The following is an 18635-nucleotide window of genomic DNA, read 5'->3' on the forward strand; positions in this document are numbered from 1 at the left end:
CCCATAGGGTACAGGGCGTGCGGCGTTACTGAAAAAGAGTGCCATAACAACGCCATCTTTTTCAATAACGCCATAGTGGCGCCCTTTAGGGGCCAGCTTTGCTTTTTATAGAAACGCCCTCTTGGGTGGGGCTTGAAGGCACCATAGCATATATAGATTAAATATATTTCACTTATTCGTTATTTCTTTTAGTTTTTGTTTAACATTTTTGTGTGCAAACGCTTTGCCAGCGCGCGTGGTCAGCTCTATCCCTTAGGCATCATCACAAAAAAGCCGCCCAGAGCGCCTTAGGGGTTCAGGCTGCGGGTTTTCCTTTTTAACCAGTGGTTAAACAACGCTTTATGCCTTCTTTACCCAAACCTGTGGCAACGCCCGCCCGGCGGCCCCGCACGCGCAAAACGGCTGCGCCTATTACCCCGTTGGCCATTTTTACCCGCATTATGCAAGGCGATGAAACCATAACAGACCGCCAGTTTGATGCCGCAAAGGTGGCCGCCCCCTACATGCACCCCAAACTTTCTGGCCTGCCCTTAGCGGCCAGCCCCCGCAAAGCGCTGGAAGACTATTCAGATGAAGAACTTGCAGCCCTTGCACAGGCAGGCCAGCCAGACAGCACAGAATGAGTTAGCAACCCGCAAACAGGCCCGCACCAGTTTGCTTGGCTTTACGCGCTACACCATGCCAGACTACCGCTGCGGCCCCCACCACACCTTGTTGTGCCAAAAGCTAGAGGCCGTAGCGCAGGGCCATATTACCCGGCTTATGGTTTTTATGCCGCCCCGCCACGGTAAGTCAGAACTGGTGAGCAGGCGCTTTCCCGCATGGTATCTGGGCCAGCACCCCACGCGGCAGGTTATTGCGGCGTCCTACGGTGCTACTTTGGCGCAAGATTTTGGGCGCTCGGTGCGTAACCTTGTTACCACCCAGCCTTTCCAAGCCTTGTTTCCCGGCGTTAAATTGGCCCCCGATAGTGCCGCCAAAGATGTCTGGCACACGGCCCAAGGTGGCAGCTACACAGCCGCGGGTGTTGGCGGTGGCCTTACTGGTAAAGGGGCCCATCTCGCCATTATAGATGACCCCATAAAAGACCGGCAAGAGGCCGAAAGCCCGGCCCGGCGCCTAGCCGTATGGGCTTGGTACCGTGCTGTGCTGCGCACCCGCCTTATGCCCGGCGGGGCCATTGTGCTGGTCATGACCCGCTGGTCACCCGATGACCTCGCAGGCCGCCTTCTGGCCGACATGCAAAACGCTACGGGCGAGGCATGGCATACCCTCAGCCTGCCCGCCGTGGCAGAGGCCTCACCCAGCCCCCAACCCAGTCTTCCACCGGCACAGCCTCTTAACGTGCCAAACGGGCCTGCCATTCCCGCTACCCGCTTTGTCCCAACCAGCCCTGCCGCCTCACAGCAACACTCTCTCCAACCCCATGGGCAAGCCGGCCAAGTCCCCTTGCCAAGCCTCTTGTCAGACCCCTTAGGCCGTGCCCCCGGCACCCCATTATGGCCAGCGGCGTTCTCAGCGCAGGAGCTTGAGCGTATTCGCTTGGCTGTGGGCCCAAGGGAGTGGAGCGCTCTTTACCAGCAGCACCCTGTCCCGGCTGAGGGCACGCTGTTCAAAACAGCGCTCATAAACGTGCAAGACGCCCTGCCTGCCAGCCAACATACCGTGCGCCGGTGGGACTTAGCCGCAACAACCCGCAGCACAGCAGACTGGACAGTAGGCGTTAAAATGGCCCGCCTGCCAGATGGCCGCTTTGCCGTGCTCGACATAGCCCGCCTCCGCGCAGACCCAGCACAGGTTGAGGCCGCCCTTCTGGCCACCGCCGCGCAAGATGGCCCCCAAACCGGCATTATTCTCCCCCAAGACCCCGGGCAGGCCGGGGTTGCACAAGCCCGCTACCTTACCGGGCGGCTGGCTGGGTATAAGGTGCATACCGTGCGCGAAAGCGGCAGCAAAGCCACACGGGCCAGCCCGTTTGCGTCACAGGTTAATGCGGGCAATGTGGTGCTACTGCGTGCGCCGTGGGTGCCTGCGTTTTTAGAAGAACTCGCAGCCTTCCCAACCGCCACGCATGATGACCAAGTCGATGCCGCAGCCGGTGCGTTTACCGCACTGGCTGAAACAACGCCGCTGCCCCGCTTTGGCCCAGCCTTTCTGGCGCGTATTTAACCGCACCCAAGCACCCGGGCGGGGGCACACAGCCGCCCACACGCACCGGGCACATACTGCACAAACAGTGCGGTGCGCCCTTTTGCGTAGGTGGGGTGGCCTTAACCGCTTAGTCGTTTAAGCGGGCAAGGGCGGCTTTTACCAAGGCGGCTTCTTGCTCTCTGTACGCGCGTTGGCGCTCAAGCTGGGCGGCACGCTCCTGCTTTTTACGCTCGCGCACGGCAGCCATTTCAGCCCCAAGGTGGCTCTCGCCACGTTCTTCCGCCAACTGGGCCTGGCGTTCACGCTCGGCGTAGCGGGCGCGTTGTTTGTCTGTACGCTCAGCATGGCAGTGCGGGCAGCTTACGCCGGGCTCGTACAGCTCAGACAGGGTTTCTTCTTCCGTCAACGGGGCCCGGCAGGCATGGCACAGCAACAAAGACCCCGGCTCCAGCCCGTGCTTAACGGTTACGCGCTGGTCAAACACAAAGCATTCGCCTTCCCACAGGCTTTCTTCTTTGGGCACGGTTTCAAGGTATTTCAAAATGCCACCTTGTAGGTGGTACACCTCATCAACCCCTTCAGCTTTGGCAAATGCGGTCGATTTTTCGCAGCGAATGCCCCCCGTGCAAAACATGGCAATACGGGGCTTGCGGCCCTGTTCTTCCCACTCGGCACGGTGCGCCCTAAACCAGTCAGGAAACTCCCGAAACGTTTTAATCTGGGGGTCAATAGCGCCCTTAAACGTTCCCACCACCACTTCGTAGTCGTTGCGGGTATCAATCAGAATCGTGTCGGGGTCGGCCAGCAGGGCGTTCCATTCGGCAGGTTTTAGGTAAGTGCCAACTTCAGAGCGGGGGTCTAGGCCCGGCACACCCATGGTCACAATTTCTTTTTTCAACCGCACTTTCATACGCAAAAACGGCATGCTTGGCGCGCGCGAAAACTTAACCTCAATTTCTGCACAGCCGGGCAGGGCGCGCACATGGGCCAGCACGGCGGCTATGCCGTCATCTGTGCCAGCTATTGTGCCGTTAATGCCTTCATGGGCCAGCAACAAAATGCCCTTTACCCCGTTTGCATCGCACACCGCCCGCAAGGGGGCTTGCAGGTCTGCAAAGTTCTTAAACGGCGTAAAGCGGTACAGAGCCGCCACGCAAATGGGCAAATCCTGCTCATTGGCAGTGTGGGTGGGGGCACTTTGGGTTTGTGTCACGGCAACAACCATCCAGTTCAGGCGGATTGCAGGCCGGGTCTTTGGGTGGGCGCATGGCCAACCCCCGCCGCAATCTCGGGGTCTTTCTCTTAACGTGCCTGTGCTCAGGCAGCCCAGACTTACTCCCCCGCCCCTAGGCCAGACAAGAGGCAACACAGCCCCGCACACGGTTTTAGCCGGGGTGTCTGTTTTGGGCGGGGGTTTTTGTCACCATCTTGTCACGCTTCCCCCTTCCTTTTTTTGCAACATGGTTCATAGAAGAGGGCAGGCAGTAAAGGATATCGCCATGCAAGACCAAGACCACACGCCCGACCAAGACGAAGACGACGTAATTGTCGGCTACCTCATCCAGCGCGAAACGGCTGAGGGAGATGTGTCTTTCTGGGAACCCCGCAACGAATGGCAGGAAGACCCCAACGAAGGCAAACTTTACGAAAGTGAAGACGAAGCCAACGCAGACGCCAAATCCCTGCAAGATGGTGATGACGCGATCATTACCGTAGAAATCGTTTTCGAAGCCGATGAAGACGAAGACTGGGGTGACGAGGAAGAAGAAGACCACAAAGCCTAATACCGGCTTTTTGGTTTATTTTTCTCTTACGCCCGCATGGCCCTTAAGTGGGCCATGCACCTGCGCCCTTATTATACCCCATAAAAGAGCTGGTTTTACGGCGTTGGCGTAAAATCAAACACCACTACATTAGCCAAATACGGGGCGGCAAAGGCCTTAAACGCATCATGTGCGGGGTCATACTGTCCAGCTTCATGCACAATGGGGCGGCCTACATAGTAGTTGCGGTCTCCGGCAGAGGCAAAACGCACCACATACCCATAATCCAGCCCAAGGTCAGCGCCCTCGCCACTCTTTTGCGGGCCAGCTTCAAGGCTCTTAATAACCAGCGTGCCATCTGCACGGCGGGCTTGCTGCGCCAGCGCCATAAAGCGCTTGGTCACCTCCTGCCGCTGGGCCGGGGTTGCCGTGGGCTTAAATTGAAACAGCACAATATGCTCCACCACACCCGGCTTATAGTCCGGTGCGGTAAAACGGGCCGCGCCCACTTGTAGCGCTTCTTGGCGTACAGCCTGCGCACTTTTGCTCAGTACCACCGTAGCGGCAGGGCGGGCAGCCCCATGTGCAGGGGTGGCTGGGGCTGCATAAGCCAAAGGCATAGCACCCCCCATACCCGCCATAACCGCAACTAACCCCATTACCCAAACACGCCCTTTAGCGGGCGCTGCCCTGTGGCCAGTACGGTGCTGCGGGGCGGGGTTTGGGGCGTGTGCTGTCGCGGGCATGTTTGCGCTTTCCTTATTGCGGTGGGGCAAAGCGGCACCATAGCGCCCAGCACGCACGTTGTCCTGCCTGCCTTCTCTCCCTTTTTCTTTTAAAGGCTCACTCACGCCCATGCCGTCTTTGCCGCCACATATTGCGCCAGCACCTGCTGCCGCACCTTCATTGCCGCCCTCCCGTAGCCTATGGCAAAGCGTTAAAGCATGGTGCACACCCCCGTACAGGCAACCCATTGCACCACCCACCAGGTGCGAGCCTGCTTTACCCCCCGCACACGCCCCTCGCAGCCCGGCTCCTTTCCCCAATGGGGTTACAGAGAGCTTGCGCCATACCGCCAGCACACACGCCTTTAAGCCCTATCAGGCACCAAGTGGTGTGCGCGGCACAGACAGCCCCGCTCTGGCGCAAGATAGTGCGCCCCAACCCCACACAAGTTTTGCCCAAGCCGTGGCAGAGGGCATGGTGTTTCCAGGCTACCCTCATCTGGCCGAGCTGGCACAGCGGGCCGAATACCGCCACATGGTCGAAGTGATCGCCACCGAAGCCACGCGAGAATGGATCACCTTCCGTGCTCGCGGCACAGCCTGCAAACAGGCGCGCATAGCAGCCTTAGAGGCCGAATTTACCCGCCTAAACGTGCGGGACACCCTGCGCCGCATGGCCGAGTATGATGGCTATTACGGCATGGGCCTGCTCTATATTGATACCGGGCAAAATGCCGCAACCGGCGGGCAAGACACGCCGCTTTTGCTGCGCCCCCAAACATTTGCCAAAGGCAGCCTGCACGCTCTAACGCCCATAGAACCAGTCTGGACAACCCCAGACACCTACGGCACGACCAACCCTCTCAGCCCAGACTTTTACACCCCCACACAGTGGTGGGTGCAGGGCAGGCGTATTCACCACACCCGGCTACTGCGTTTTGTGTCCCGCACTGTGCCAGATCTTTTAAAACCCGCTTATAATTTTGGCGGTTTGTCTTTGTGCCAAATGGCCCAACCTTATGTTGAAAACTGGCTACGTACCCGCCAATCCGTCTCAGACCTGCTCAATGCGTTTTCCATTGTTGCGCTCTCAACCGATATGTCAGCCTACGCCCAAGACCCGGAGGGGCTTTTGGGCCGCATAGAAGCCTTTAACCGCTTCCGCTCCAATCGGGGCACATTCGTGCTGGATAAAGAGCGCGAAAAACTCGAACTCCTTTCCGCCCCGCTCGCAGGGCTAGACCGCCTTCAGGCGCAAGCGCAGGAGCATTTATGCAGTGTAGCACAAGAGCCTTTGGTAAAATTTGCAGGTCTCACCCCAAGCGGTCTTAATGCCTCAGCCCAAGGTGAAATTCGCGTTTTTTACGACCGTATCAACGCCTTTCAAGAAAGCGTTTTTCGCACTCCGCTTACCACCATTTTGCACATGGCCATGCTTAACCTGTGGGGCGAAATAGACCCAGACATCACCTTCACGTTCCGGTCTTTGTGGCAGCTTGATGAAGCCACTCAAGCCGCAGTCGAAAAAACCCGCACCGAAATAGATGCCCAAAACATACGCTCAGGCGTACTTACCCCCCAAGAAGCCCGCACCCGCACCGCCCACGAAACCACCGGCCAATATAGCGGCATTGCGCCATAAAGGTGGGTTTCAAAACTCACCAAGCCCGGCGTTGCGTACTACTTGGCACCTGCAAGTAGTGTAGTTGTTGCCCCCCAAAAGCACCATGGTGGTAACACTCCTGCCTACGCGGCAAACAACAAGCGCAAATTATAAATATATCTGTTGTGGCAATCATAAATAAAAAACATCTTCTAAAAAACAGCGCTAAAATCAGGCTATCGCACCATAAAGCCCCGCTACTATTCTACTATTTTCCCTAAACACTCTTTCACCATGCCCTATCGCAAAAACTGCCAAGAGCCTCAGCCTGTCAGCGCCTTCTCCTTCTCGCTCTGGCAGAGCACGCCACTACAGCCTTTAGGCGCAGCACACACAGCCCGCTTTTCTGCCGCTCTGGCTGTTTTGCAGCAAGTTTCACACTATGTTTTCACGCGCCGCTCACCTTACTTCAGGAAAAATTCCTTTGCTGCACAGCACTCTTTCCTACAAAGCGGCCGCCCCCGGCCCGCCCAATTTTGCCGCACCAGCCATGCCGCCCCATACTACCGCCACCCCAATAACCCCATACTCCGGCGGGGCAGGGGCCATAGCCTTGGCGTTAGATGGCTCCGTACGCCGGATTGATGCAGATGGCCATTTACACATTGCCACCTGTATTCTCTCCGCCGCCACAGTATGCCCCTATTATGGGCACGAAATACCCAACGCACAGGCACTCGGGCTTGTACCAGATAAACTCTACCAAGTGTACCGCCCCCCGCAGGCATTGGCCGCAGCGGCAGCTAGTCTGGCTGGCAAGCCCATACTTATGCGCCACCAGCCGGTTTCTGCCCAAGACCACCCCAGCACCCTTACCGTGGGCGCAGTGGGCAGCAGCGTGCAGTTTACGCCACCAAACTTGGTCGGTAGCCTCACAATTTGGGAGAATGCGGCCATAGCCGCCATTACCAGCGGTCGGCAAAAAGCAGTTTCTGCCGGGTATCGGTACAAAGCAGTGCCCCAAAGTGGCACCCATAACGGCGTGGCCTACACATTGGTTATGGCCAATATTGTGTTTAACCACTTAGCCCTTGTGGCCCACCCCCGCGTACCCACCGCCATTATTGGTGATGCCGCGCCAGAAACGCACACTCCCCCCCAAGCCAACGCACTCGCCAACGCACAAACGCACGACCACAGCCACGCTCACGCTCACGCTCACGCTCAACCCCAACCCCAACAACCAGCCCCAGCGCCGCAGCGCCCATACACAAAGCTCCCTCCCACCACTGGGCTAAACCGGCGGCCCCTCAAACAAACGCCGCCACACACCCAGCCAGACACACCACCCAGCACACCACCCAGCACGCCGCGCACCACACCCCTAACGGGGCCAGAAACCGGCCCTGCCACATCTGCTACCACCACGCCCCCCAACACCCCACGCCACACCCAACCAGTCCCCCCACTGGCCCCGCCGGGTATGGCGCTGGCTCCCTTTTCCATTTTGCCGGAGTTCACACCCCCGCTTATGAATACCCCCACCCTTTCCAGCACAGCTTATGCAGCACACCCAACCCAGCATGGTTTGCAAAACACCGCAAATGCTCATGAATGTTCTACAAATTCGGAGCACGAGCCCCCTGTTGCGCCAACCGCACCCCACACAGCACCCCCCGCTACGCTGCACAACACCGCACAGCCTTCTGCACACACATCGTCACAGGCTGGTGCCACGGCTTTGCCCTCTCACAACTCCTTGCCCGTAACCGCTATGGATACCGCCTTAACGCACGCCATTGCCCAGGCAGAAGCCGGGGCCATTCGCCGCCTAGAAGCCCTACACACAGCCCGCGCCGCCGTGCGCCCTTTTGTGGGTGATGTCGCAATGGATAGCGCCGCCGCCGTGTACGGTTTTGCCTTGCAGGAAAACGGGGTCAATACCCAAAACCTGCCAGACAGCGCACTCCAACCTTTGTTCGAGCAGTTTGCCCGCCTTAGCACACAAGCGCAGGCTTACACACAAGGTATGGCCAACGCAGCTTTGGGTATGGATAGCGCCAAAACCGCCTCCTTCCGTGAAGAATTCGGCCTTACCCGTATTACGGTGAAAGCATAAATCATGCCGTTCCAAACACAGGTTTTAACACAACCAGCCCCTGCTGTAGCAGGAGACTTCGCAACACATAACCCCGTAGCCACCTTTCCGGCGGCAGAGGGCGCACTGGTGGCCGCAAGTGGCGGGTGCACCGTGGGGGCATTTGGCTGGGTTCAACCCGATGGCACAACCGTTGCCAATACGCCCCCCACCAGCACCGCTACCGCGCCAGATGGTTTTGTGCACCGTAACCTTACTGGCCAAATCAGCAGTTTTGGCACAGAGGGTAGCCTCGTTATTCCACAAGGCTTTCCGGTAACCTTGTTCAGTGCAGGAGACTTCTGGGCAACAACCAGCACAGCCGCCACACCGGGGCAGGCTGTCTTTGCGTCCCTCACCACAGGTGCCATTTCTACCGCTGCCGCCGGGGCAAGTGTTGCTGGCGCCGTGCAAACCCGCTTTGTCGTGGCGTCCAGCGCCGCACCGGGCGACCTTGTTAAACTCTCTACCTGGAACAGCGCACAATGAGCCGCCACACCGCAGAATTAGCCGAACTCAACCGCCTGGGTTTTATCATGCCCCACGCCCAAGGCATGATTGCCAATGCCCTGCTGGCCTCAGACCGTATGGCGCAAGATGCCCAGCCAGCCCTTTCAACCAGCGCTAATGCCGGTATTCCCGCCTTCATGAGCGCTTGGGTAGACCCAGCCCTTGTTAAGGTGGCCTTTGCCCCCATGCGCGCAGCAGAACTGCTGGGCGAGGTGCGTAAAGGAGATTGGGTCACCCGCACAGCCCTGTTCCCTATGCTAGAAACCACAGGGCAGGTCTCAAGTTATGGAGACTGGAACACAAACGGCACTGTCGGCCTTAACCCCGCCTACCCAGAGCGTCAGTCTTACCATTATCAGGTTTTTCTGTCTTGGGGCGAGATGGAGCTGGCGTTAGCAGGCCAAGCCCGCTTGCAGTGGGTTGCCAACCTGCGCGAGGCCGCAGCCCTCAAACTCAATAAATTCCAGAACCAGACGTATTTTTTTGGCGTCACTGGCCTGCGTTTGTACGGCTACCTCAACGACCCCCGCCTACCAGCCGCCATTACCCCCGCCGTTAAAGCCGCCGGTGGCACCGGGTGGGACAAAGCCACCCCAGAAGAACGGCAAGATGATGTCATTACCCTCATCAACCAGCTTCGTAGCCAAACAGCAGGTTTGGTCGATACCGAAACCCCTATGGTGCTGGGCCTTTCCCCCACGCGCATGGGCCTGCTTACCCGGCGCAACAGCTACGGTAACTCGGCGGCCTCTTTGTTAAAAGACACATACCCTAACCTACGCTTTGTGCAGGCAGTAGAATACGGAGATAGTGCGGCAACACCCCTGCAAACCATGCAAATTATGGCAGAGCAGGTCGATGGCCAAAAAACAGCAGAAACCGCCTTTACCGAAAAACTCCGTGCCCACAGCGTGGTAACCGAAGCCTCAGCTTGGAAACAAAAACTCTCCCAAGGCACATGGGGCGCGGTTATTTACATGCCAGCAGGCATTGCTACCATGAGCGGCCTTTAACAAACCCGCTTAGTGTTAAAAGCTAAAAAAGCAGAGGGCCGTTTTCTCCCCTCTGTTTTGGCTGCATTCTGGGGTTACGCATAACGCCTTTAATGGCTGTTTGCACCTTACGCCCTTACAGAGTGCGGCGTGTAAAACAGGGTAGGGCGGCCACCGCACGGTGTTTGCGGCGTGCAGCTCATACACTGCCGCACCCTAACGGCACGGTTGGGGTGCTGCACGCACACGCTACACCGCTCAAATTCCAAAACCATATTAAAAAAACAGGAGCCTTCTATGGCCTCTTCCGCTACTGTTACCATTGGCTGCAAACTCCCAATCGGCCTTACTTTACGTGTCGGCACTGCCACACACACCCTTGCCGGTGCTAACGCCGGAACCCTTATTGGCGGCTACGGCCTTACCCAAGTGCCAGAAGACTTCTGGGCCGCGTGGTCAAGCAATTATGCCGAGTATCCGCCCCTTAAACTTGGTTTGGTTTTTGCACAACCAACAGCCCAAAAAGCCGCCGCCCAAGCACAAGAGCAAGCCAACCTGCGCACAGGGCAAGAGGCCATAAACCCGCAAAACCCATCGCCGGGTATTACCCCAGTCTAACGTGCGGCCTCACCCGCTACCGCACCTGCAAAGCTGTATAAAAAATACCTCATAACCGGAAAAAAAACCGCCTTATGCCTGCAAGCTCTTTTTCACTCACACTCTGGCAACAGCGTTACCCAAGCCTTTTTGCCAGTCTGGGCGCACAGGGCATACAGGCCAGCGCAGCCCTTGCTACACAGTTTTTACCCCCCAGCGCCCTACGCAACCCCACCCGTTCTGCAGAGCTATTGGGCCTAGCCACAGCCCATCTTGCCCAACTCGGCCTTGGCTCATGCACACAAAACGCCCAAAGCCAAAACAACAGCGCAGCACAAAACAGCAGCACAAGCCAAACTGCTACACAGGTCGCAACGAGAGATACGCAAAGCTCTAGCAATAACAATCAACAGTCTAGTGCGGCATCACAAAATACATCCAGCACAGCCCAGCAAGCGGCCTCGGCCAGCAGCACAACACCTGATAGCACGCCAATAAGCACCACAAGTGCAGACAATACGGCCACACCACCCCCCGCTACCCAAGCGCAAGGCACTGCCACAACCACCCCATTTCAACAACCCGTTCTGGTTGGCCGCATTACCACAGCGCGTATGGGTAGCCTAAGCGTGCAGGCCGATGCAGGGCCTGTTGCAGGCTCTCAGGCGTGGTGGCTGCAAACCCCCTATGGGGCCGCTTTTTGGGCCGCAACCACCAGCTTGCGCACTGCCTTATACGTACCGGGGTAACACGCATGGTAAAACTTCTAACTACGCTGTATCAGGCTAAAAATTTTCTCAATACACTCAGTAAAGGGCAGGGCATAAGCGTGCGTACAAGCGCGCCCCATATACCGTGCGTTAAAGCTGGTTTTTTGCCCGGCGCAACCTACCCAAACGGCACCCCTGTTGCGGCTATTGCTGCCGTGCAAGAGTTCGGGGCTGTTAGCCACCATAAAACAGGGCACGGGTCTGCCGTGCAGGTTACGCCACCCCGGCCTTTTTTACGCCCAGCCATGCAGCAGGATGCGCCACACTGGGCCAAAGTTTTTCAGCAGGCTTTTGTGCAAAATTATAGCGTCTTGCCCTTACCGCAAGCCCAAAATGCTGCATTACAGGCAACGGGGGCGGCCATGCAGGCCAGTATTGTGCGTGCCATTCAAGCGGTGCAAACACCCCCTAACGCGCCCTCTACGCTCCGGCATAAAAAAACGCAAAAACCATTGGTAGAGAGTGGCCGTCTTTTAAAAAGTGTTTCTTACACGGTCAGTCATGAGCTTTAATGTATTTGCCCTTGCCGCAGCCGCCACCGCAGCCCTTGTGCCCCCAACGCAGGCTGTGCTGCGCACCCAAACAGGGGGCACCACATTGCCAGATGGCACCGTGCAGCCAAGTTACACCGCATTGCCCGTTACTATTATGGTGCAGCCCGCCACTAGCGCAGACCTTATGCACCAAGCTGGGCTTAACCAAAGCAGCCCCACCCGCACGGTCTATATACAAGGCCCTGTGCACGGGTTAGAGCGCGCCCACCAGTATGGGGGCGATATTCTGTTTTTTGATGGCACAGACTGGCTTATTACCAGCATGCCTGAACAATGGGGAGAAACCCAGTGGTCCAGACTTCTGGTAACGCAGCAGGGTGCCTCAGCCAGCCCGTAACAGCAACCTGCCTGGCAGCACTGCGGGCTTTTGTGCAATTACTCTTGCCCCAAGGCACACAGATTATACGGGCACAACAAAACCACGTTGCAGCCCCTCTGGGGTTATTTGCCCTGCTTACCCCCCTTAACCGCCAGCCTTTGGCTACCGCCAAACAAAACGGCACAGCAAACACGCATATCGTTACTGTAGCAGAAGATTACAGCATACAACTCAGCCTTTTCGGCCCCGGTGCGGCAGAGGCCGCGCACTGTATTGCAACATTATTTAAAACAGACTGGGCCTGCCAGTTTTTTAACAACTGGGTGGCGCAAAATACCTCCGTGCCAGAAAGCAGCTTAACCAGCCAGCACGCCTCTGAAACCACCCTTCAAACAGCTACCCCACCAGCCACTCCTCTTCAGGCAACAGGCGCCCAGCCTACCTTAACGCCTGCACATATAAGCCCTCTTTACGCCACGGCAGCACAGCAAACACCCTTTATAACAGGTGAAAACCAGTTTGAAGACCACTGGTTTACTGAACTGCACTGCCAACTTAACACCAGCTTTACCCTGCCACAGACAACGGCCCCCGCAGCACACCTTACGCTGGCCTCTCTCCCCCTTACTTTGCAGGACACCCCCGCATGACCCTTCCCATCGCTTCTCTCGTTTCTGTCACGCCGGGGGTTATTAGCCCCGGTGGTACGGTAAGCGTGCTTTCTGGCTTGCTATTTTCAACAAACACAGCCCTACAACAGGGTATTTCTGTTTTTATGAACGCGGCAGATGTCGCGAGCCTGTGCGGTGCTACAAGCCCAGAGGCCAGCATTGCCAGTATCTATTTTTCAGCCTACACCAACGCCCAAGACCTGCCAGAAAAACTCTATATTTTTCAACTCCCCCCCACCCCGGTAGAGGCAGACTATGGTACTTATCTTGCCACTGCCGCCGCACAAAAAACAGACTGGGCGCCGTTCTTGTTTGCTCAAGAGCCAACCGCTACGGCCAAAACCCAAATTGCCACATGGCTTGCCGCTAACCCCAACCGCTACTGGGGCATTATACCCGATGCAGACCCCGCCATTCTTACCAGTAATGCCAGCACCTGCTTTGGTGCTACAGTAAAAGCGCAAAATATTCCGGGCATAACCTGCCTTAATAATACAGACGGCACAGGCCTTTTAGCCGCAGCACTCTGCCTTGGGTGGGCCGCAAGCCTTAACCCGCAGCGTAGTTTGGGGCGCACAACGCTTATGTTCCGTAATAATGGCGGCGTTAGCCCGGCACAGCTCAGCGCCACCCAAGCCGAAAACTTGCTCAATAATGGGTATAGTTTTTATGGTAGCTATAAAACAACAGACACAACATTCAGCTTTCTCAACAATGGTGCCGTAAGTGGCCCCTTTGCCTGGGCCGATAGTTATATTAACCAAATTTGGATGAACGCCAGCTTTCAAGCAGATCTGCTCAAGCTGTTTACCAATGCCGGGCAAATTCCCTACACTACGCAGGGTGATACGCAAATTGCCACATCTGTGCAAAATACCATTGATACAGCCCTCTCTTTTGGAGCCATTCAGCCCAATGTCAGCCTGTCTGCCTCTCAAGCGCAGGCGGTTAATGCACAGGCTGGCCGCACAATAGACAGCGTGCTGTCTACACGTGGGTGGTATTTGTTACCCGGTGCATCGACAGCGTCTGCCGCCACCCGTGCCAGCCGCGGGGCGGTGCAGGGGCGGTTTTTCTATACCGATGGTGAGTCCGTGCAGGCCATCACCCTTGCGTCTATTGAGGTGCAATAACAATGTCTGAGTACGATATTACAGCCGCCAACTCGGTTTTTACACTCACCGTACCGGGCCTTTATAACGCCCCCATAACCTTGCAAAACTACGCAGCAGACCGCGCGTTTGAAACAGAAAGCCGCGAACTGGCCGAAACCGCCATGAGCATAGATGGCTACCTTAACGCAGGCTGGGTGCCCAACCCGGTTACGCAAACCATCAGCCTTGCCGCCAACAGTGAAAGCGCATTGGTGTTTGAAGCCATTGTTATGGCCCAAGATGCCCGGCGCGGCCTGTACCGCATGGGGGCAGAAATTCAACTTCCTGCCATTGGCCGTAAATACACTATGGTACGCGGGCTTTTGCGGTCTTTGGTAAGCATACCCGGCGCTGGCCGCGTGCTAGAAGCCCGCCGGTTTGAAATCGTGTGGGAGCGGGTGCTACCCGCCGCCCTGTAAGGCATAGCATGAAAACGCTTGATTACACCTGCACACACCCCGGCGCAGACCACGGAAAATGCTTTAAACTGACACGTATGGACGCTTTTAGCGCAGACCAATGGGCACGCCATTGCCTGCAAGCGGCCGTGCGCGGCGGGGCGCAAGTGGGGGCAGACCTTGCCCAAGCGGGCCTTGCCGGTCTGGCCGCCTTGGGCATAGAAATTTTTGGCTTTATGGAAGAAACCGCACTCGACAAAGCCCTAGACCGCCTTATGCACTGCGTTAGCTTACGCCCAGACCCCACAAACCCCGCCCTAACACGCCCCGTTATTGCCGCAGACTTTGAAGAGCCCGAAACACTAGGCCTTGTGAGGGCAGAGGTATTTCGCCTGCATGTGGGTTTTTTACTGGCCGCCGCACACCAGCTTTTCCCCGTTGTGGCGGCCTTACTGGGCGAGCCACCGCCCCAGCCACCCAATGCGTAAATCTCTCTCCCGCTTTAGCTGCGGTTATAGGGGCAGGGCTTGCTACCCTACACGATCTTAAAACCCATTACGATAGCGAAGACCTTTACCTTCTTCTCGAAGTCGCATCGGTGCAAAGTTACAACCGCCTTCAGGCAACCTGTGGCCAGCAAAGCCCCGCCACCCCCTATTTGGGAGCCCCCACCCCATGAGCAGCACCGTGCTAGATGAGCTGGTTATTCGCCTAGGGCTAGACACCGGCCCCATGCAGGCCACTGCCCAAAAAGCATTAGGCACACTAGACCAACTTGAACAAAAAAATACGGCATTAAGCAAAAGCCTTATTCAAACAGGTAAAACAGCAACGGCCTCTCTCAGCACCATGCGGCGCGAGGCATTGGGCCTGCTCGGTTTGGTCAGTGGGGGGCGGGGGCTTGGGGCTGTGTTGCAAACACTTGCACCCAATGCCAAGCAACCGCTTAAAAAGACTCTAGCCCCTAAAACCTTTGCACAAGGGCTTAAAAAACAGCCCCTCCCACAACGGCAAAGCACACGTGCAAAAAGGCTTCCTGCATTTTATACGCAAAATTTTGCACAATCGCTTACACGCTCTACGGCTCTAGCGCCTGTTTTTGTAAAACAAGACCCGTACCACACGGCTAAGCCTGCACAACAGCACATAATGCCACGCTTGTACTCTGGGCCTGTTTTAGCTAAAAAAATACAAACTGGCGGAGGGAGTGTTAAAGAAAGTTCCTTTTCTAAAAACCTATTCTTTCCAAAAAATACACCCGCTTTACGCTTTACCCCTAAACAGGCCGGGCATTTTAGCCCTCACCACTTTGCCGGGCGGGGTAGCCAGTTTGCGGCTCTGCCTTCACCCACTATAGTGGTGCCGGGGGGGCAGCGTTCTTCCACACCAACACCCGCGCGTTTAAAGGTGGGTAGGGCAGTGCCACGCTCATTGCATCAAAACAGTCTATCCGGGCATTTCCCTTTTGCTGGGGCTAAACAAAGCAATGTACAAACACCATTAGCGGGTTATACCTTGCGGTACAGCCAAAAGGGGCAACACGCCCTGCGCACCCGCACTCTTGGCCATGTGGGGCGGGTTGCGCCGCGCGCCGTGGGGCAAGCATCTGGTTTTGCAATGGCTTCGGGTTTGCCAACACAGGCACATAGGGGTGGCCTGCATAAGCAGGGTGTCGTGTTACCGCCGCCAGTGCCAATGCCAGTACCTGCGGCTCAGCTTCTTACTTTTGCCACGCTGCCAACGCCACAACATGCAGCAACACCATCATCGGTGGCTGCGCAAACTACTTATATTGGGCCGGTTACTATTTCTGTGCCATCAGGCAACCCACAAGCCATAGCAGAGGCTTTGCGGGCTATGGGGGCCCATACCAACCACACACTGGCCAGTTTAGCGACACGCGGTGCGGTTTAAACTCCACTCTGCCACGCTATGGCATCGCACCGCATATATGCTCATTTTGTAAAAGGAGAGAAGCCCCATGCCCATGTTACCCGTTAGCTTGCCCTCGGTCTGGTCTGTACCTGTGGCAGCCGGGGTGCCTGCTTTATTGGGGCAGTCTGTTGCTAATGGGGTGCGGGCGGCGGCCTCTGTTACCCTTGGCTCTGTGTTAGAGGATGCTCTTATTACAAATGCCGCTGGCCAGTGGGGCATTTTTTCAGCCAGTGGGCAGTGTGTGCTTTCCGCAGCGCATGTAGTGAGTGTTGAGGCTGAAAGCCACTACCACATTGCCACAGCCCCGTTAGAAGATGGCGGTTTTGTCTCGTACAGCAAAGTGGCCACCCCCCGCACCCACCGCGTGCAAATGGTATGCGATGGCTCAGAGGTGGGGCTTGGCTCTTCTCTTACAGGGGTTTTTATGCCCCCAGAATTAACAGAGAGGGGCAGCGCAGGTGCATTGTATGTTCGTAAAGCGTTTTTTGAAACATTAAGCCAAATAGAGGCAGACCTTGCCCTTTATGCCGTGCTTACCCCAGAGCGTAAATATAGCGCTGTCAACGTTACTGGCCACCGCTGGCTGCGCAATGCCCGGCACGGTATTACCATGCCGGTGGTAGAAATTACGTTGCAAGAAGTACGCCTTGCCCCAACCCCACTTTATACCAACACCCGCCAACCGCAGGGGCAGGCAGTGGTGTGCGGGGGTATGGTGCCTGCACAAAGTGGTGCCAACTCTACGGCACAAAATAGCCTGTCTGGCTCTGTAAATAATACATCTTGGGCCAGTATGGGGGCAGGCGTGTTATGAGCGCACAAGCAACACCATTGGTTATGGTGCCTTTGGCGCAACAGGCCGCACAAGTGCTTAAAGTGCCGTTGTCTGGCACGGTTACGCAAATTGCCTTACGCCAGCGTAGTACCGGTTTATATGCCGAGTTTTGGCAAAACGACACACGCTGCCTTGCAGGTATACTCTGCCAAGACCGCACATGGCTGATACGGAGCAAAGCCCTTGGTATAGCCGGAGACTTTTGCTTTATAGACACACAAGGCACCCAAGACCCTACCTATACCGGCTTAGGGAGCCGTTACCTACTGCTCTACCGTGCAGGGTGGCCTGCATGAGTGGCAGCATAGGGCAAAACACCGGGCAACCCAGCTTTGTGCCGCGCAAAGTGCGGGTTATTTTTAGGCTGTTGGGTCATAGTTTTGGTACAACTGGTGCAGATACTGTCACGTTAGATGGCCTCCATGTGCAGGCTGATATTACGCAGGCCCAATTCCCGGCAGCCGAGAGTGCAACAGTGCGCCTACAAGGTGTACAACCCGACCTTATAAACCGCCTAAGCCTTGCTGCACCTAATTTAAACACCCAAAACGCAAGCGAGTTAACGTTGGCAAGCCTCCAGCCCGATGGCACCGTGGCCGTTGTGTTTCAAGGTGGCGTAACTCTGGCATATGCAGACTACACAAACGCACCAGAAAATAGTTTTGTTGTGCAGGCGTTTTCATCAGCACTACCAAATGCTCTTGCCGCACCACCAACAAGTTTTAAAGGGCGTGTGCCCGCCAGCCAGCTTATGGGGGCTATTGCCAGTAAAGCCGGGCTACGGTTTGTTAATTACGGTGTGCAGGCCATGTTTTATAACCCTTATTGCTACGGTAGCCCCGGCCAACAACTTGCACAATGTTTGGAAACCACCCCCATGCGGGTCGGTTTGGGGCGCGGGCAATTATCTGTTTGGCCCATAACGCAGGCTATCCAAAGCGGGCAAAGTGGTGGGCAAACAACGCAAGCATACTCTGTTGCCACAGCCTCTGCCCCCACTACTCTTATGCAAAAAGAGAAAAGCCAAACAGCACAGGCTATAGAAGTTTCTGCCGCAACTGGCCTTATAGGGTATCCCTCTTGGTCTGCTGGGGGGCTGGTGTTGCGTATGCTTTTTAATGCACAGGTAGGGTTTAATACGGTGCTGCATTTGCAAAGCCGTTATCAACCTGCCGGGTGGGGGGCGCAGGGGGCTGGCCTATGGCGCGTGGTGCAAGCCTACCATAGTTTACAAACAGAAACCCCAAACGGCGCATGGTTTACAGACGTTATTGCTCAAGCCGAGGTCTAGCAGGGCAAAAAGTGCATATGGTGCATATGGTGCATATGGTGCACGCACATGTCCTGCCTCAGGTCTCCAAAGTCAATGCACACAAAAGAATGCTGCAAAATAGAGTTAATTTTAATGGATTTGTGCATGTTTTTTCTTAAATGGCGAGTCTAAGTCTAAGTCTAAGTCTAAGTCTAAGCCCACACCCCACACCCCACACCCCACACCACACAACCGGAATATACGGCTTA

Annotated in this window: 21 protein-coding genes; 19 read left to right on the plus strand and 2 right to left on the minus strand. The window is 56.3% G+C overall.

All coding sequences use genetic code 11. The features are described 5' to 3' along the window. The first annotated feature begins 341 nt into the window (after nt 1–341). Both Abor_RS13120 and terL read left to right on the plus strand, forming a co-directional pair. Nucleotides 342–623 (plus strand): hypothetical protein, encoded by a 282-nt coding sequence (locus Abor_RS13120; protein WP_232015005.1) that lies wholly within the window; start codon nt 342–344, stop codon nt 621–623. Then, nucleotides 571–2169, plus strand: a complete 1599-nt coding sequence (terL, locus tag Abor_RS07055) for a phage terminase large subunit (RefSeq protein WP_048841143.1) — start codon at nt 571–573, stop codon at nt 2167–2169. Before Abor_RS13120 ends, terL begins: the two co-directional genes overlap by 53 nt. A 109-nt stretch (nt 2170–2278) precedes the next feature. Here the strand turns inward: terL and trhO are convergent, their stop codons facing one another. Continuing rightward, nucleotides 2279–3376, minus strand: a complete 1098-nt coding sequence (gene trhO / locus Abor_RS07060; protein WP_048841144.1) for an oxygen-dependent tRNA uridine(34) hydroxylase TrhO — start codon at nt 3374–3376, stop codon at nt 2279–2281. Between the two features lie 274 nt (nt 3377–3650). Here trhO and Abor_RS07065 point away from each other — a divergent pair, with 274 nt between their 5' ends. Next, nucleotides 3651–3935: a hypothetical protein gene (locus Abor_RS07065; RefSeq protein WP_048841145.1), complete on the plus strand. Its 285-nt coding sequence runs from the start codon at nt 3651–3653 to the stop codon at nt 3933–3935. Nucleotides 3936–4030: 95 nt separating this feature from the next. Here the strand turns inward: Abor_RS07065 and Abor_RS13125 are convergent, their stop codons facing one another. Then, a complete protein-coding gene (locus tag Abor_RS13125; RefSeq protein WP_244877878.1) occupies nt 4031–4888 on the minus strand; it encodes a Dabb family protein in 858 nt (285 codons plus the stop codon). 88 nt (nt 4889–4976) lie between these two features. Here Abor_RS13125 and Abor_RS07075 point away from each other — a divergent pair, with 88 nt between their 5' ends. The 16 genes from Abor_RS07075 (at nt 4977) to Abor_RS07150 (ending at nt 18405) form a co-directional block, all read left to right on the plus strand. Then, nucleotides 4977–6281: a DUF1073 domain-containing protein gene (locus Abor_RS07075; RefSeq protein ID WP_244877879.1), complete on the plus strand. Its 1305-nt coding sequence runs from the start codon at nt 4977–4979 to the stop codon at nt 6279–6281. A 445-nt stretch (nt 6282–6726) separates the two neighbouring features. Then, nucleotides 6727–8361, plus strand: coding sequence for a DUF2213 domain-containing protein (locus tag Abor_RS13010; protein ID WP_244877880.1), 1635 nt, complete (start codon nt 6727–6729; stop codon nt 8359–8361). Nucleotides 8362–8364: 3 nt separating this feature from the next. Continuing rightward, nucleotides 8365–8868 carry a structural cement protein Gp24 gene (locus Abor_RS07085; RefSeq protein ID WP_048841146.1) on the plus strand — a complete coding sequence of 168 codons (504 nt, stop codon included), beginning with the start codon at nt 8365–8367 and terminating at the stop codon, nt 8866–8868. After that, nucleotides 8865–9902 (plus strand): major capsid family protein, encoded by a 1038-nt coding sequence (locus Abor_RS07090; RefSeq protein WP_048841147.1) that lies wholly within the window; start codon nt 8865–8867, stop codon nt 9900–9902. The genes Abor_RS07085 and Abor_RS07090 overlap by 4 nt, the downstream gene beginning before the upstream one ends. Before the next feature lie 276 nt (nt 9903–10178). Beyond that, nucleotides 10179–10499, plus strand: a complete 321-nt coding sequence (locus Abor_RS07095; protein WP_048841148.1) for a hypothetical protein — start codon at nt 10179–10181, stop codon at nt 10497–10499. A gap of 74 nt (nt 10500–10573) precedes the next feature. Further along, complete coding sequence (locus tag Abor_RS07100; RefSeq protein ID WP_048841149.1) at nt 10574–11227, plus strand: DUF4054 domain-containing protein; 654 nt, start codon at nt 10574–10576, stop codon at nt 11225–11227. Nucleotides 11228–11232: 5 nt separating this feature from the next. Further along, on the plus strand, nt 11233–11760 hold the full coding sequence (locus tag Abor_RS07105; RefSeq protein WP_126621320.1) for a hypothetical protein: 528 nt from the start codon (nt 11233–11235) through the stop codon (nt 11758–11760). Continuing rightward, nucleotides 11750–12139, plus strand: coding sequence for a hypothetical protein (locus Abor_RS07110; protein WP_048841151.1), 390 nt, complete (start codon nt 11750–11752; stop codon nt 12137–12139). Before Abor_RS07105 ends, Abor_RS07110 begins: the two co-directional genes overlap by 11 nt. Then, complete coding sequence (locus tag Abor_RS07115) at nt 12091–12771, plus strand: phage neck terminator protein (RefSeq protein ID WP_126621321.1); 681 nt, start codon at nt 12091–12093, stop codon at nt 12769–12771. Before Abor_RS07110 ends, Abor_RS07115 begins: the two co-directional genes overlap by 49 nt. Beyond that, nucleotides 12768–13925 (plus strand): DUF3383 family protein, encoded by a 1158-nt coding sequence (locus tag Abor_RS07120; protein ID WP_048841153.1) that lies wholly within the window; start codon nt 12768–12770, stop codon nt 13923–13925. Before Abor_RS07115 ends, Abor_RS07120 begins: the two co-directional genes overlap by 4 nt. A gap of 2 nt (nt 13926–13927) precedes the next feature. Then, nucleotides 13928–14365, plus strand: coding sequence for a phage tail fiber protein (locus tag Abor_RS07125; RefSeq protein ID WP_048841154.1), 438 nt, complete (start codon nt 13928–13930; stop codon nt 14363–14365). Between the two features lie 8 nt (nt 14366–14373). Further along, nucleotides 14374–14832 (plus strand): hypothetical protein, encoded by a 459-nt coding sequence (locus Abor_RS07130; RefSeq protein ID WP_048841155.1) that lies wholly within the window; start codon nt 14374–14376, stop codon nt 14830–14832. Nucleotides 14833–15019: 187 nt separating this feature from the next. Beyond that, a complete protein-coding gene (locus Abor_RS07135; RefSeq protein WP_048841156.1) occupies nt 15020–16258 on the plus strand; it encodes a hypothetical protein in 1239 nt (412 codons plus the stop codon). A 67-nt stretch (nt 16259–16325) separates the two neighbouring features. After that, entirely contained in the window at nt 16326–17093 is a 768-nt protein-coding gene (locus tag Abor_RS07140) for a hypothetical protein (protein ID WP_048841157.1), read from the plus strand. Beyond that, on the plus strand, nt 17090–17410 hold the full coding sequence (locus Abor_RS07145; protein ID WP_048841158.1) for a phage baseplate plug family protein: 321 nt from the start codon (nt 17090–17092) through the stop codon (nt 17408–17410). The genes Abor_RS07140 and Abor_RS07145 overlap by 4 nt, the downstream gene beginning before the upstream one ends. Then, a complete protein-coding gene (locus Abor_RS07150; RefSeq protein WP_048841159.1) occupies nt 17407–18405 on the plus strand; it encodes a hypothetical protein in 999 nt (332 codons plus the stop codon). Before Abor_RS07145 ends, Abor_RS07150 begins: the two co-directional genes overlap by 4 nt. Nucleotides 18406–18635: the final 230 nt, after the last annotated feature.

The organism is Acetobacter orientalis, assembly GCF_000963965.1.
In the GTDB taxonomy this organism is placed as follows: domain Bacteria; phylum Pseudomonadota; class Alphaproteobacteria; order Acetobacterales; family Acetobacteraceae; genus Acetobacter; species Acetobacter orientalis.

Coding starts and splice junctions, on each gene's coding strand:
- Abor_RS13120 (WP_232015005.1), top strand. CDS start 342: ATGCCTTCTTTACCCAAACCTGTGGCAACGCCCGCCCGGCGGCCCCGC.
- terL (WP_048841143.1), top strand. CDS start 571: ATGAAGAACTTGCAGCCCTTGCACAGGCAGGCCAGCCAGACAGCACAG.
- trhO (WP_048841144.1), bottom strand. CDS start 3,376: ATGGTTGTTGCCGTGACACAAACCCAAAGTGCCCCCACCCACACTGCC.
- Abor_RS07065 (WP_048841145.1), top strand. CDS start 3,651: ATGCAAGACCAAGACCACACGCCCGACCAAGACGAAGACGACGTAATT.
- Abor_RS13125 (WP_244877878.1), bottom strand. CDS start 4,888: ATGGGTTGCCTGTACGGGGGTGTGCACCATGCTTTAACGCTTTGCCAT.
- Abor_RS07085 (WP_048841146.1), top strand. CDS start 8,365: ATGCCGTTCCAAACACAGGTTTTAACACAACCAGCCCCTGCTGTAGCA.
- Abor_RS07090 (WP_048841147.1), top strand. CDS start 8,865: ATGAGCCGCCACACCGCAGAATTAGCCGAACTCAACCGCCTGGGTTTT.
- Abor_RS07095 (WP_048841148.1), top strand. CDS start 10,179: ATGGCCTCTTCCGCTACTGTTACCATTGGCTGCAAACTCCCAATCGGC.
- Abor_RS07100 (WP_048841149.1), top strand. CDS start 10,574: ATGCCTGCAAGCTCTTTTTCACTCACACTCTGGCAACAGCGTTACCCA.
- Abor_RS07105 (WP_126621320.1), top strand. CDS start 11,233: ATGGTAAAACTTCTAACTACGCTGTATCAGGCTAAAAATTTTCTCAAT.
- Abor_RS07110 (WP_048841151.1), top strand. CDS start 11,750: ATGAGCTTTAATGTATTTGCCCTTGCCGCAGCCGCCACCGCAGCCCTT.
- Abor_RS07120 (WP_048841153.1), top strand. CDS start 12,768: ATGACCCTTCCCATCGCTTCTCTCGTTTCTGTCACGCCGGGGGTTATT.
- Abor_RS07125 (WP_048841154.1), top strand. CDS start 13,928: ATGTCTGAGTACGATATTACAGCCGCCAACTCGGTTTTTACACTCACC.
- Abor_RS07130 (WP_048841155.1), top strand. CDS start 14,374: ATGAAAACGCTTGATTACACCTGCACACACCCCGGCGCAGACCACGGA.
- Abor_RS07135 (WP_048841156.1), top strand. CDS start 15,020: ATGAGCAGCACCGTGCTAGATGAGCTGGTTATTCGCCTAGGGCTAGAC.
- Abor_RS07140 (WP_048841157.1), top strand. CDS start 16,326: ATGCCCATGTTACCCGTTAGCTTGCCCTCGGTCTGGTCTGTACCTGTG.
- Abor_RS07145 (WP_048841158.1), top strand. CDS start 17,090: ATGAGCGCACAAGCAACACCATTGGTTATGGTGCCTTTGGCGCAACAG.
- Abor_RS07150 (WP_048841159.1), top strand. CDS start 17,407: ATGAGTGGCAGCATAGGGCAAAACACCGGGCAACCCAGCTTTGTGCCG.